The following is a 13,746-nucleotide window of genomic DNA, read 5'->3' as shown; positions in this document are numbered from 1 at the left end:
TTATACCCGATTCTACGTGTTTGGGTCACAAAAGTTGTTATTTTTCAGCAGGACCGGCCTCCCGGCCCTGCCGATTGATTAACTTTCTAACACCGGCTCGGCGTTTACCGTTGGCTCTTCAGTATCCAGCGCGGGTGCTGTGCGGGCGTGAGTCATGTAGAGCGGAATGCAAGTACAAACCAAACCACCGACGATATTACCCAAAATGGTTGGGATCAGGTTGTAGTTCAACCAAGTCACAACACCAAAATCGGCGCCCAACATCATGCCCAGTGGGAACAAGAACATATTGACCACGGTGTGCTCGAATACCAACACAAAGAAGATGAAAATCGGCAACCACATCGCGGCAATTTTGCCAGCAACCGTGCGAGCCGCCATGTTGCCGATAACGCCAAGGCAGACCATCAAGTTACAGAAGATGCCGCGAACAAAGCAGGTCAGCCAACCATCGGCGCCAAGGTTTTCAAAACCGACAGTGCGTGCGGTGGAAACGGCAATGATTTTTTGTGCCACTGCGTTCGGTTCAATGGTGAAGTTCATGGTCAATGACAGCGCAATTAAAAAGGCGACGATCAAAGAGCCAATCAGGTTGCCCAAGCCAACCAAGCCCCAACAGCGCAACACTCGCCCCCAAGTAATACCCGGGCGATTTTCCAACTTTGCCAAAGGCGCCAAACCAAATACGCCGGTGACCAAGTCGTAACCCATCAGGCTCAAAATACAAAAGCCCACTGGGAATACCAACGCGCCAACTAGACCAAGACCGGTTTGGGTAATCGCGGTAATGGCAACCACTACGGCAAATGACAAAATTGCCCCGGCCATGACGCCACGTAGCAATAAGTCTCGGCTGCTGGTTTTGGTTTTGGCTTCACCAACATCAATCATTGTTTGTACAAATTCTGCAGGTTTTGGAGCAGACATAGATACGTCCTTAATTTTATTAAAAGTGATAAAAAGTGGGTTGTTTTAAAAACTTAAAATTCAATAGACAAAGACTTCCTGTGGCGCCCGACAGTCACGCCGTTGTGACCGCCGGTAAGAAACCTTGTCGCTAATTAATCTGTGTGATTTAGGAATAATTCTGATCAGGCGGCGACTTCGACAACGCCGTCGACCACACGCGCCTGATAGGCCTTGATATTAAATTCGGGATTTTCCATGCAAACGCCAGTACTCAAGTTAAAGCGTTGCTTCTTCAACGGGCTTGCGACCCATAACTCGCCTTGGTGCTGACAAATCAAACCGCGCGATAGCACGTTCGCTTTGAAAAAGGGATCGGTGTTGCTAATGGCCAACACTTGCTGATCCGCTGTTGGCCGAAACAGGGCAACTTGTTCGCCAGCCACTAAGGCACAAACACCGGTACCTGGGATGATGTCGTCGATATTGCAAATCGTGGTAAATGCCATGGTACTTCTCTCAATTACTCGGCTGCGACGTGGAGGATGTCACCCTTCACTTGCGGATTCTTTTCACTAAAGGTGGCAGGGCGATGCTGGGCCCGCTCAGGGACAAACACCACATTGGCATCACGCTCATCTGAGTTGATGAAATGAGCAAAACGCTTGAGCTGCTGCGGGTTGTCAATGGTATCGGTCCATTCGCAGCGGTATTCCGCAACCAGTTTGGCAACATCGGCTTCGAGTTGGTCATTGATACCGAGCTTGTCGTCAACGATGACTTCACGCAGGTAATCAACGCCACCTTCTAAGTTTTCCAACCATACGGAGGTACGCTGCAATGGCGCGGCAGTGCGAATGTAGAACATCATGAAGCGGTCGATGTACTTGATAAGGGTTGCTTTATCCAGGTCGCTGGCCAGCAAATCGGCATGGCGCGGCTTCATACCACCGTTACCACAGACGTACATGTTCCAACCGGCGTCGGTGGCAATAATGCCCAAATCTTTACCTTGGGCTTCAGCGCATTCACGGGTACAACCGGAAACACCGAATTTCATCTTGTGCGGGGTGCGAATGCCCTTGTAGCGATTTTCAATCATCACCCCAAGGCCAACCGAGTCTTGCACGCCGTAACGGCACCAAGTGGAGCCGACACAGGTTTTCGCCATCCGCAGCGCTTTGGCATAGGCTTGGCCGGTTTCATAGCCTGCGGCAATGAGTTTTTTCCAAATGGCTGGCAAGTCATCTTTTTGCGCGCCAAACAAACCAATGCGCTGGGCGCCAGTTATTTTGGTATACAAGCTGTATTCGGCTGCCACTTTAGCGAGTGCTGCCAATGCTTGCGGGGTCACTTCACCACCGGCCATCCGCGGAATAACCGAATAGGTGCCATCTTTTTGAATGTTGCCGAGGAAGTTGTCATTGGTATCGTGCAATTTAACCAACTCAGGTTTGAGAATGTGCTCACCCCAGCATGACGCCAAAATAGAACCCACCAGCGGCTTACACACCTCACAGCCGTAACCGCTGCCATGCTTGGCAAGCAGCTCATCAAAGGTTTTGATTTCTTCAATGCGGATCAGGTGGAATAGCTCTTGCCGCGAGTAGGCAAAGTGCTCACAAACATCGTTCTTCACTTCGACACCGGCTTTTGCCAGCTCGGCATTTAACACTGAAGTGACCAGTGGAATACAACCACCACAGCCAGTGCCTGCGCCTGTCGCTGCTTTGACTTCAGCCACGGTGTGATGACCGTCGGCCACCGCTGTGGCAATTTTGCCCTTAGTGACGTCAAAGCATGAGCAAATCACCGCCGACTCAGGCAGCGCGTCAGCACCTAATGTTGGTTTTTCTGCACCAGCATGGGCTGGCAGAATTAACGTATCTGGATGCTCTGGCAGGTCGATTTCATTGAGCATCAGCTGCAATAAATCGCCATAGTCAGAGGTATCACCAACCATCACTGCGCCAAGCAGCTTTTTGTTATCGGCCGAGACGATTAGACGCTTGTAGACTTCTAGCTCTTCATTCTGATAGACGTAGCTCTTGCAATTCGGCGTGCGGCCATTGGCATCACCGATGGAGCCAACTTTAACGCCCAGCAGTTTAAGCTTGGCTGACATATCTGCACCGGCGAATTGGCTTTCAGCTGGCAGTTGCTGACCGTGGATAAGATGATCAACCGCCACTGTGGCCATCTTGTAGCCCGGTGCCACTAAGCCATAAAACATATCATTCCACGAGGCACACTCGCCGATGGCATAGATATCCGGATCGGACGTTTGGCAACAGTCATTAATGGCGATACCACCACGGGCGCCAGTGGTTAAGTTCATCTCCCGAGCGAGCTTATCTTGTGGCCGAATCCCGGCAGAGAACACGATGAAGTCAGTCTCTAACTCGGTGCCATCGGCAAATCGCATGACATTGCGAGACGTAATGCCTTGCGGCGCAATTTCAAGGGTATTTTTGCTGGTATGGACATGCACGCCCATGCTTTCAATTTTTTGTCGCAGCTGATTACCGCCCGCCAAATCAAGCTGCTCAGCCATCAATTTCGGCGCAAACTCAACGACGTGGGTTTCAACACCTAGTGCTTTTAGGGCACCAGCGGCTTCCAATCCCAACAAGCCACCACCGACAACAACACCAACGTTGCTGTGTTTGGCACATGCTTCAATGGCTTTGAGATCTTCGATGGTGCGGTAAACAAAGCAATCTTTGCTTTCACGACCTTTGATGGGAGGAACAAAAGGATATGAACCAGTGACCATGATCAGCTTGTCATACTGCACTTCCCTGCCGGTGCTGGAATAAACAATACGCTTATCGCGGTTGACGTTAATTGCCCGCTCCCCAACCAACATTGTGACGCCATGCTTGTCATAGAAGCCCTCTTTCACAAGCGAAAGCTCATCGGCCGTGTGGTGGGAAAAATACGACGACAGATGCACGCGGTCATAGGCGACTCGCGGCTCTTCACAGAAAACTGTCAACTCAAACTGGGCCAGTTCTGTTTTTTCCACTAGGTCTTCGATGTAGCGGTGACCAACCATTCCATTGCCGATCACGACCAACTTCAACTTGCTCATACAACTTCCTAAAACTGCAAAAATCTGAGCGCATTGTGATTGGCCTGACCAAATCATTATTTGATGCATATCAAATGCAACAAATAAAATACAAATGAAATGCAACAATCGAATTGAGCGAGAAAAGGTCGCCGCTAACAGTTAAGCCATGAGCGGCGAAAATTATCGGCCCTGAGCTGTGAGCCGAGAGCCCTGAGAATGAAACCGAAAAAATCTGCGCTAATTAGAGCCTGTTGGAATAGCGATTAAAGCTCAATATAACCTTGCAGATAGTGCACCGCGCCACCAGAGATAAACACCCGATCATTCTCGACTCGACAATAAAGCTCGCCCCCTCTCTGCGATGCCTGATAGGCATGGAGTTGCTGCTTGCCGAGTCGCTCAGCCCAGTAAGGCGCTAAACCGGTATGAATCGAGCCCGTTACCGGATCTTCGTCACCGCCATTGGCAGGCCAAAAATAGCGCGAGGCAAAGTCGTATTGCTCACTAGCAGCAGTGACCACTACATCGTATGGCGCCAGCTTTTTCAGCTGTTCAGAATCGGCAACCACGGCCCTAACATCCGCCTCGCTATCATAAACAGCAAAGTAAGCTTGATTATTTAACAGCACCTGCGCCGGTTGAATCGACAACCCGTCGAACAACGCTTGCGGAATATCAGCCACAGCTGCTGGTTTACGGTTGGGAAAATCCATCTCAATTAAACCTTCAGCAGTTTGACTAATGGTCATCCGCCCCACAGCCTCTGCGACCATCACCAGTTCATTGCACTGTGGCTGCTGTTTGAACAACACCGAGGCTGCAGCCAACGTGGCGTGACCACAAAAGTCGATTTCATTAAGCGGTGAGAACCAGCGGATGTGATAGCTACCATCGGCTGACTGTACTAAAAATGCAGTCTCGGACAAGTTGTTTTCTGCGGCAATCGCTTGCATCAAATCATCGGCAAGCCAAGCTTCGGTGATCACCACGGCAGCAGAATTGCCTTTGAAACGTTGTTTGGTAAATGCGTCGACGACGTCTACTCTGATTTTCACAGTCACTCCTTGGTTGTAAAAAATTTTAATAATTTCAATTGACTGACTAAAAACTACGTCAATTAGCGTACTTACTCTTGCTGCCCGTTCCGATAGCCTAGCCGTTAGCTTTAGTTTTAGGAGCTGACGATGGAACTGTCCCCAAGAGACAAAGACAAATTACTGCTTTTTACGGCGGCACTATTGGCCGAGCGCCGCTTGGCCCGTGGCACCAAACTCAATTATCCCGAAGCGGTCGCATTGATCTCAGCCGCCATCATGGAAGGTGCTCGTGATGGCAAAAGTGTCGCGACGCTAATGGCCGAAGGGCGCCATATTGTCAGCCATGATGATCTAATGCCTGGCGTTGCTGAACTGATTCACGAGGTTCAGGTCGAGGCCACCTTCCCTGACGGTACCAAACTGGTCACCGTTCATGATCCCGTTCAATAGGAGTTGGCCATGATCCCAGGCGAATATCAATTACAAGGTGATGACATTGAATTGAATGCGGGTCGCCCGACCATCACCATCAATGTGGTCAACCATGGCGATCGCCCTGTTCAAATCGGCAGCCACTATCACTTCTTCGAGGCCAACCCAGCACTGGAATTCAATCGCAGCAAAACCCGCGGCATGCGCCTTAATATTCCGGCGGGTACTGCGGTTCGTTTTGAGCCCGCCCAAAACCGCGAAGTCGAGTTAGTCGCCTTTGCCGGTTCGCGCCACGTTTATGGTTTTCGCAACGAAGTTATGGGACCACTTGATGGCAACGAGCACGCAACCGAGACCAGCGTTCAAGGTGACAGCAAATGACTAAGATATCCAGAAAAGCTTATGCCGATATGTATGGCCCCACCACCGGCGACCGAGTCCGCTTGGGCGATACCGAGCTGTGGATCCAAGTCGAAGAGGACAAAACCCAGTACGGTGATGAAGTCAAATTTGGTGGCGGTAAAGTCATTCGCGATGGCATGGGCCAAGGTCAAAAGTGCCGCGATGAAGTGATGGACTGCGTGATCACCAATGCACTGATTCTCGATCATTGGGGCATTGTCAAAGCCGACGTCGGCATCAAAGATGGTTTGATTGCCGCAATCGGCAAAGCCGGTAATGCCGACACTCAGCCGGGCGTTGATATTCATATTGGCGCTAGCACCGAGGTGATCGCCGGTGAAGGGCAAATCCTGACCGCTGGCGGCGTCGATTCCCACATTCACTTTATTTGTCCGCAGCAAGTCGAAGAAGCCTTGATGTCAGGCACCACCACGATGCTCGGCGGTGGCACCGGACCGGCAACAGGTACCAATGCCACCACCTGCACGCCAGGCGCATGGAATTTGCAGCGGATGTTTGAAAGCTGTGATGACTTGCCAATGAACTTTGGTTTCTTGGGAAAAGGCAATGCTAGCTTGCCCGAGCCGTTAGCTGAGCAACTTGATGCCGGTGCTTGCGGCTTGAAATTGCACGAAGATTGGGGCACCACGCCTGCGACTATCGATAACTGCCTAACCGTTGCCGAGCAGTATGACGTACAAGTGGCGATTCATACTGACACCTTGAACGAATCGGGTTTTGTGGAAGACACCCTCGCGGCATTTAAAGGGCGCTGCATTCATACGTACCACACCGAAGGGGCTGGTGGCGGCCATGCGCCAGACATTATCAAAGCCTGTGGCGAATCCAACGTATTGCCCTCTTCGACTAACCCGACTCGCCCCTACACTATCAACACGGTGGATGAGCACTTGGATATGCTGATGGTTTGTCATCACCTTGATCCAAACATTCCAGAAGATGTCGCATTTGCTGACTCTCGAATTCGCAAAGAAACCATTGCTGCCGAAGATATCCTCCATGACATGGGGGCGTTTTCGATGATCGCCTCGGACTCTCAGGCCATGGGCCGAGTCGGTGAAGTGATCTGCCGGACTTGGCAAACAGCCCACAAGATGAAGACCCAACGTGGCTTGTTGCCCGAAGATGAAGCCATTGGCTGTGATAACTTCCGAGCCAAACGTTACATTGCCAAATACACCATTAATCCCGCCATTACCCATGGTGTTGATCATCTGGTGGGCTCAATTGAAACCGGCAAATTGGCCGATCTGGTGCTGTGGAAGCCAGCATTTTTCGGCATCAAACCATCGCTGATTATCAAAGGCGGTTTTATCGCCGCGGCGCCGATGGGCGATGCCAACGCTTCGATTCCAACGCCACAACCGGTTCACTACCGCTATATGTTTGGTGGCTTCGGTTCATCGGCGTCACAAACATCAGTGTACTTCGTGAGTCAAGCTTCGATTGACCAAGGACTGGCCGAGAAAATTGGCGTGAAACGCCGCTTGGTGCCATGTATTGGTGCCCGCAAGGCATTCAAAGAAGCGATGATCCATAACACCGCCAAGCCAGAAGTGACCGTTGATGCCCAAACCTATGAAGTCAAGGCCGACGGCGTGCCACTCATTTGCGAACCAGCGAGCGAACTGCCGCTGGCGCAACGTTACTGCCTGTTTTAACGCTGGCAAGGTAAAGGACAGATCGATGTATAAAGTCATCAGTAAATCAGATCATTGCCACGGCAAAGTGCTAGATATTGTCTCATTGCCGTTTGAAACCCGCCAACGCGGCCGGTTCAAAGCCGCCACAGTGACCGGTAAAGAAGTTGGAGTATTTCTTACCCGTGGCGAAGTGCTGCGCGAAGGTGACTACCTCACTAGTGAATGTGGCGAAAATTTTTTGGTCAAAGCTGAGCCAGAACAATTGAGCCAAGCGAAAGCGGCCGATTGGCTGACCTTTGCCAAGGCCTGCTATCACTTAGGCAACCGTCATACACCGCTGCAAGTAGGCGAGATGTGGGTGCGCTTTCAGCCTGATCATGTGCTGGAGCAAATGGTCGAACTATTGGGCCTAACCGTATCCACAGTTCATGCTGGTTTTGCCCCAGAAAACGGTGCCTATGCTCAAGGCCTAGGTGGCCACAGTCATGGCCATAGCCACGATCATGAACATGCGCACCATGAGCATGAACACGCATGAAGCAACAGCAACTGTTATCGCTATTGCATCTATCCAGTCCTAGCTTACCGATTGGGGCCTTCGCCTACAGCCAAGGTTTAGAAACAGCGGTCGATTTGGGCTGGGTGAGCAACGAGCAGAGTTTGCTTCAGTGGATTGAGCCGCAGTTGAAGTACAGCTTGTCACAGCTTGAAGTGCCGCTGATGAGTCGTTGCTATCAAGCTTGGCAGGCCAAAGATTATGGCGCAATTCAGCACTGGCAAGCGATTCTTCTTGCCAATCGCGATAGTGCAGAGCTATTGAAAGAAGAGCTACAACTGGGCAGCACGCTGCATCGCTTGCTCAACAGCTTGGACTGTAATCTACCTGCTGAGTCAAAGGGCTTAGGCTACCTACCTATGTTTGCTTATGCCCTCGCCCACTTTGATATCGAACTCGAATCCGGCTTGTGCAGCTGGCTATGGAGCTGGCTGGAAAACCAAGTCACCGTTGCTTGTAAAACCATTCCGCTGGGACAAACCCCAGCACAACAAACCTTACTTGCGTTGATGCCTGCAATTGAAGCAAGCGTCCAGCATGGGCTTAGCGTTGACGATGAGCAAATTGGTATGACGCTGCCCAATCTCGCCATGGTCAGTGCCTGGCATGAAACCCAATATTCTCGATTATTCAGGAGTTAATATGACCACCCAATGTTTACGCGTCGGAGTCGGCGGCCCTGTTGGCTCAGGTAAAACAGCATTGCTGCGACAACTTTGCGCAGCCTTGCGTCAGCATTACAACATCGCCGTTGTGACCAATGACATTTACACCAAAGAAGATGCTGAATTTTTGCTTCGTAACGAAGCGCTGGAAGCCGATCGCATCATGGGGGTTGAAACCGGCGGTTGCCCGCACACCGCCATTCGTGAAGATGCGTCGATGAATCTGGCCGCTATTGATGAATTACAAGAACGTCATCCCGAGCTTGAATTAGTCCTTGTCGAAAGTGGCGGCGATAACTTAAGTGCCACCTTCAGCCCAGAACTGTCAGATTTGACCTTATATGTCATTGACGTTTGTGCCGGAGATAAGATCCCGCGCAAAGGCGGACCGGGTATTACTAAGTCCGATCTTCTGATTATTAATAAAACTGATTTGGCGCCCATGGTGAATGCCTCACTTGAGGTGATGGACCGGGATGCCAAGAAAATGCGCGGCGAGCGACCTTTCGTATTCACCAATTTCATGCGTGGTGACGGTGTCGCCACCATTATCGACTTTATCGTTGAGCAAGGCATGTTGGCTAAACGTGACTACCACGTTGCCGTTGAGCCAGCTACTGCAGAAACCGTCTAATCAAGGCAGATTAATCATGAAAAAACTAACCTCCATGGCACTGCTCGCCACAACCTGTGTTTTATCGCCAGCGGCATTGGCCCACGCTGGTCACCATGACGTTAGCCATTGGTATAGTGGTTTACTGCATCCGCTGACCGGCATCGATCACCTATTGACCATGTTGCTGATGGGCGTGGTTGCGGCTCGTTTATCAAACGGGCAAAGCAAAGTGCTACTCTCGATGATTGCTTTGAGCTTTGTCGGCGGCATGCTGCTAACGTCATTATTCACCGCGCCAGCCACCATCGAATACTTAATGATGGCTTCAGTGGTACTGGTACCCTTAGCGGGTCTAGCGATTGGCCGACATCATCTACTTGAAGCGGTGAGCTTCGTCGCCTTAGCATTATTCGGCGGTGCTCACGGCTTTGTCCAAGGTTCCGAAGCCAGTGGCTCGGTTATCATGTTTAGCGTCGGCGCAGTGATCAGTAGCATGATGACTTGTGTTGCCGGTTTAGCGTTAGCGCGGTTGGCTCAAACGCGGTTGTGGCCAGCTATTCAAGCCAATTAGCCGGATAGTCGTTCGCTGTATACTTATTTGCCAAACACTATTTAGTTAGACTATTTAGTTAGATAAAAGCCCGCTGTCGCAGCGGGCTTTTTTACAGCACAAGTATTACTTGATTTCAAAAGCGTAAGCGACCTGCTCTGGGGCTCCTTCTTTGAGCTTTATTTCCAAGCCATTTGGTCGTTGCTGCCATGACTCAACATAATCCCCATTGAGCGCGGAAACCGACAGGAACACTCTCTGATTCAACAAACTGTTATTGCGCGCCAAAGCAACGATGGTGAGTTTTTCCCGAGGCGTTCCTAATGCGATTGCGTAAATAACATCGCCTTTGGTCGTGAAGCGGATGTCTTCAGCTTGGTAATCGACATGTTTCGTAAAGTGCCCACTATTTTCCATTTCTGTTGGCCCTTCTCCATAAATGAGCCAAGGCCGCGTGCCGTAAATCGCATCTCCGTTGACTTTCAACCAGCCGCCTAATGCGTTTAATACGGCGCGCTGATCATCTGGAATGCTGCCATCTGCTTTTGGAGACACATTCAGCAATAGTTGGCCATTTTTAGAGACGATATCGATAAAATCATGGATAACCCAATGTGCCGGTTTCACCGGCAAACCGTCGATATACGACCAGCTCCATTTGGAGATCGTATCATCTGTCAGCCAAGGTGCCCCACTCAGTTTATCCCTGCGTCCTTGCTCAAAATCTTCCACTGAAAACGACGCCGGCATGTCCAAATCCTTATGAGTCATCATTACTTCTTTTGCCAAGTCTTGAGCCGAATTCAGATAGTAAGCTGCAAAATCATAGCGATATTGCTGTGGAATTTGATCGAGCCAAGTGTCAAACCAAACAATGTCGGGCTGATAGTTATCCACCACTTCTTTTAAGCTAGCCAGCCAAAAATCAGTTAACCATTTATCCTCAGGTATATTGCCATATAGCAAACGTAGCTTGGGATCCTCGGAGCTAGTTGCCAGCCCTTCAATCCAAGGATAATGAGAATTCCAAAAAGCATGATAGCTATTGAGGTGACCATAGCGCTGCATGGCCTGTTCAATTGACTGGCCTTTATAGCGTTGTAAATGGCGAGCGTGGTGAAACGTGGTAATCAACTTCATGTCATTGGCTCGCAATGCCGCAGCCAACTCCCCAGTAATATCACGTTTAGGGCCAATTTCTGCCGAGTTCCAAGGAGTGATCTGGCTATCCCAAAGTGCATAACCATCGTGGTGCATAGCAACAGGCCCAGCAAACCGAGCACCTGCGTCTTTGAATAACTGCACCCATTCTTCGGCATCAAAATTCTCTGCCGTAAACAACGGGATCATATCGTGATAGCCAAATTCGGATGGATGACCAAACTTCTCTTGATGCCACTGAAGGCGATCAATATGGTAACCCGGCTCACGCCCCTGCCATTGTTCTTCGCTAAAATCAAAATGCATCCATCGTGGGTACCATTCGTTGGTATCTTCAGCGACTGTATATGGCCCCCAAGTAAAGTAAATGCCTAATTTGGCATCGCGGAACCACTCTGGCGCGGCTTGATGCCGAGCCAATGACTGCTCAGTTGCCTGATAACGTTGCTTTGAGTTATCGCTTAACTGCGGGGGAGATTGCTCATTGCAACCAACCAACAAACTTCCAATAACTGTCCCAATAACAAGCATTGGCAACCGTTTAATAGCGCGATTTGATATAGCCATCTATGCAATTCCTCACTGTTTAGACCGTGATGAAAGCGATCAGCCGCTCACTTTCAAAGCTCGAATAAGAAGGAAGATTGTAAGGAAGAGAACCACCGAAGTAGAATGTAAACAATCAACAAAATGATGGATAAAATTGATACGTGACTAGTACACCAGTTGCGCAAAGTAAAGTGTGCGAAAAGCAAGAGGAGGAGGTCTCAGAGCGGCTGTTATCCGGCATACGGGCACATGTACAGTGCGCTTATTACTCTGAGCTCGGGCCAGATTGGCGGAGCGAGAAAATATCCGACATTTTCGCTCGACTGTATTTTATTGTTGGCGGCTCGGGCAAAATAAGCTTGGACAGCGGCGATGTCGCGCTCAAAGCCAATCACATCTATTTAATCCCTTCGGGCTGTCGCCATAGCCACTATTGCGATAACCATATCCGAATTTACTGGTGCCATTTTCAACTCGACACCCATAACGACATTGATCTGTTTGACCTCATCGAGGTTCCGCTTGAATTATCGGTCACGCAAGCGCCAAATACCGAACACCTTCTGACAACTTTATGCCAACTCAATCAGCAAACCGATAGTTGGATTAATGCTGAACGTTCAGCCTATGCATTATTAGCATTGCTTCCCTTCTTGCAGCGAGCACGCAATAGACGGCAACAGGGCAAAGCCGAGGACTATCGGGCGGTGCTACAATTTATCCGAGAGCATTTGCATCAACCGATCAAATTGCAAACCTTGGCTGATATTGTAGGCCAATCTAGTGAGCATTTTAGCCGCCGATTTAAGCAACAATTAGGGCTATCGCCTGTTGCTTATGCCACCCACAAACGCATGCAATATGCCCAGTTGCTGCTCCGTCAAACCAATCAACAAGTTAAACAGATAGCCTGTCAATGTGGCTTTGATGATCCCTACCATTTCTCTCGAGTATTCAAAAAACATACGGGAGTTGCCCCGCTGCATTACCGCTCAAACTATGGCTAAAGTAAGCGAGCACCGAAAACGCGACGGAAGCACTGCAAGTTGGTCGAAAATGAGTTATTTTTTCGCTTCCAATCAGAGCCTGTTGATCTTTGCTGTGTGTTTTTGCAGCAATTTATTGGGGATTTAGGCAAGGAAGCGGTTATGAAGTTGACTGGCCGTCAATGAGTAATCGCTGACGCTGAATAAATTGCCAATAAACGCTGCCCGAAGGGTTCGTCAAAATTCATACACCAAAGATCAACAGGCTCTTAGCGTATAGGAACCATAAACGTGAAAAAAATAACTCTATTGTTGTCATTATTATTAACCACACCCCATGTTTCAGCACAAATCATCTGGTCAGCCGATCCAAACCAGAGCACCAAGGTCGGCGACTTTTTCAAACGCTTTGATGATGGTAACTACCCGCAGGACTATTGCGTGAGCAAAGGCGATGAAGCCGGCGTCACGCCATCATCGGTGTCGGTGGTGACGGATCCAGAGTTTGGTAAGGTTTGGCAGATCAACAAACCGAAAAACAGAAAACGCGGCGAGTTCGCCCGATTTGAAGGGCTAGTGAATTCGCTGAGCCCCAAAGAAGGTGATGACATCTACATTGCGTGGAAGTGGAAGATTGATACTCAGGATGGCGCACAAATTGACAAAGAAATCACCGTATTTCAGTGGAAATCAGCTAGCCCTCACAACCAAAACTACCCACTTAACATGGAATACGATGGCGACCTAACGCTCAACGCCTTCGGTGCCGACTATGAAGGGAAAGTGGGCCAGTTCGCCAGACGCGCCGTGCTGTGGCGCCAACCCGTGCCACAGAATGAGTGGGTGTCGTTTGTTGTTCACATTAAGGTCGATAAAGATGATTTCGGCGGATTGGTGCGCTTTTGGTTTAATGGCGAGCAACAAGAGTTAGATAATCTCCAGTCGAAGAAATATCGAGTGAAGCTATCTGATGATCACAAAACGGTGTATCACCGAACCAATGATGGCCGCTTTGTTTATCCCAAATGGGGGGCGTACAACAAAAAGTCATGCCATTACAACGTCAATGCTTATTTCCACGATATGAAAGTGGGAACCACCTTGTCTTCGGTGTTACCGGAGTAATGACAATCGGTATTGGGCACT

14 protein-coding genes are annotated in these 13,746 nt (G+C 49.7%); 9 read left to right on the top strand and 5 right to left on the bottom strand.

Going from position 1 to position 13,746, the window contains the following annotated elements; genetic code table 11:
• Nucleotides 1-78: 78 nt before the first annotated feature.
• From IC617_RS02640 to IC617_RS02625, 4 genes are all read right to left on the bottom strand, one after another.
• Nucleotides 79-927, bottom strand: coding sequence for a formate/nitrite transporter family protein (locus tag IC617_RS02640; RefSeq protein WP_191143433.1), 849 nt, complete (start codon nt 925-927; stop codon nt 79-81).
• Nucleotides 928-1,091: 164 nt separating this feature from the next.
• Nucleotides 1,092-1,415 carry a nitrite reductase small subunit NirD gene (gene nirD / locus IC617_RS02635; protein WP_191143432.1) on the bottom strand — a complete coding sequence of 108 codons (324 nt, stop codon included), beginning with the start codon at nt 1,413-1,415 and terminating at the stop codon, nt 1,092-1,094.
• A gap of 14 nt (nt 1,416-1,429) precedes the next feature.
• Nucleotides 1,430-4,000 (bottom strand): nitrite reductase large subunit NirB, encoded by a 2,571-nt coding sequence (gene nirB, locus IC617_RS02630; RefSeq protein WP_191143431.1) that lies wholly within the window; start codon nt 3,998-4,000, stop codon nt 1,430-1,432.
• Nucleotides 4,001-4,245: 245 nt separating this feature from the next.
• On the bottom strand, nt 4,246-5,037 hold the full coding sequence (locus IC617_RS02625) for a PhzF family phenazine biosynthesis protein (RefSeq protein ID WP_191143430.1): 792 nt from the start codon (nt 5,035-5,037) through the stop codon (nt 4,246-4,248).
• 129 nt (nt 5,038-5,166) lie between these two features.
• Between IC617_RS02625 and ureA the strand changes: the two genes are divergently transcribed.
• From ureA to IC617_RS02590, 7 genes are read left to right on the top strand one after another with little or no spacing between them, the layout of a single operon-like run.
• Complete coding sequence (gene ureA, locus IC617_RS02620) at nt 5,167-5,469, top strand: urease subunit gamma (protein ID WP_191143429.1); 303 nt, start codon at nt 5,167-5,169, stop codon at nt 5,467-5,469.
• Between the two features lie 9 nt (nt 5,470-5,478).
• Entirely contained in the window at nt 5,479-5,832 is a 354-nt protein-coding gene (locus IC617_RS02615; RefSeq protein ID WP_191143428.1) for an urease subunit beta, read from the top strand.
• On the top strand, nt 5,829-7,535 hold the full coding sequence (gene ureC, locus IC617_RS02610) for an urease subunit alpha (RefSeq protein ID WP_191143427.1): 1,707 nt from the start codon (nt 5,829-5,831) through the stop codon (nt 7,533-7,535). The genes IC617_RS02615 and ureC overlap by 4 nt, the downstream gene beginning before the upstream one ends.
• A 25-nt stretch (nt 7,536-7,560) precedes the next feature.
• Nucleotides 7,561-8,055 carry an urease accessory protein UreE gene (gene ureE / locus IC617_RS02605; protein WP_191143426.1) on the top strand — a complete coding sequence of 165 codons (495 nt, stop codon included), beginning with the start codon at nt 7,561-7,563 and terminating at the stop codon, nt 8,053-8,055.
• Nucleotides 8,052-8,714 carry an urease accessory protein UreF gene (locus tag IC617_RS02600; RefSeq protein WP_191143425.1) on the top strand — a complete coding sequence of 221 codons (663 nt, stop codon included), beginning with the start codon at nt 8,052-8,054 and terminating at the stop codon, nt 8,712-8,714. Before ureE ends, IC617_RS02600 begins: the two co-directional genes overlap by 4 nt.
• Before the next feature lies 1 nt (nt 8,715).
• Nucleotides 8,716-9,372 (top strand): urease accessory protein UreG, encoded by a 657-nt coding sequence (ureG, locus tag IC617_RS02595; protein ID WP_087505935.1) that lies wholly within the window; start codon nt 8,716-8,718, stop codon nt 9,370-9,372.
• Nucleotides 9,373-9,388: 16 nt separating this feature from the next.
• Entirely contained in the window at nt 9,389-9,925 is a 537-nt protein-coding gene (locus IC617_RS02590; protein WP_191143424.1) for a HupE/UreJ family protein, read from the top strand.
• Nucleotides 9,926-10,030: 105 nt separating this feature from the next.
• Here the strand turns inward: IC617_RS02590 and IC617_RS02585 are convergent, their stop codons facing one another.
• On the bottom strand, nt 10,031-11,563 hold the full coding sequence (locus IC617_RS02585) for an alpha-L-fucosidase (RefSeq protein WP_191143423.1): 1,533 nt from the start codon (nt 11,561-11,563) through the stop codon (nt 10,031-10,033).
• 212 nt (nt 11,564-11,775) lie between these two features.
• Between IC617_RS02585 and IC617_RS02580 the strand changes: the two genes are divergently transcribed.
• Nucleotides 11,776-12,621, top strand: coding sequence for a helix-turn-helix domain-containing protein (locus IC617_RS02580; protein ID WP_191143422.1), 846 nt, complete (start codon nt 11,776-11,778; stop codon nt 12,619-12,621).
• A gap of 270 nt (nt 12,622-12,891) precedes the next feature.
• Nucleotides 12,892-13,725, top strand: coding sequence for a heparin lyase I family protein (locus tag IC617_RS02575; RefSeq protein WP_191143421.1), 834 nt, complete (start codon nt 12,892-12,894; stop codon nt 13,723-13,725).
• Nucleotides 13,726-13,746: the final 21 nt, after the last annotated feature.

The sequence above is a fragment of the Neiella litorisoli genome (assembly GCF_014773395.1).
Classification (GTDB): Bacteria; Pseudomonadota; Gammaproteobacteria; order Enterobacterales; family Neiellaceae; genus Neiella; species Neiella litorisoli.
This window is presented reverse-complemented; position numbering and strand designations above follow the sequence as displayed.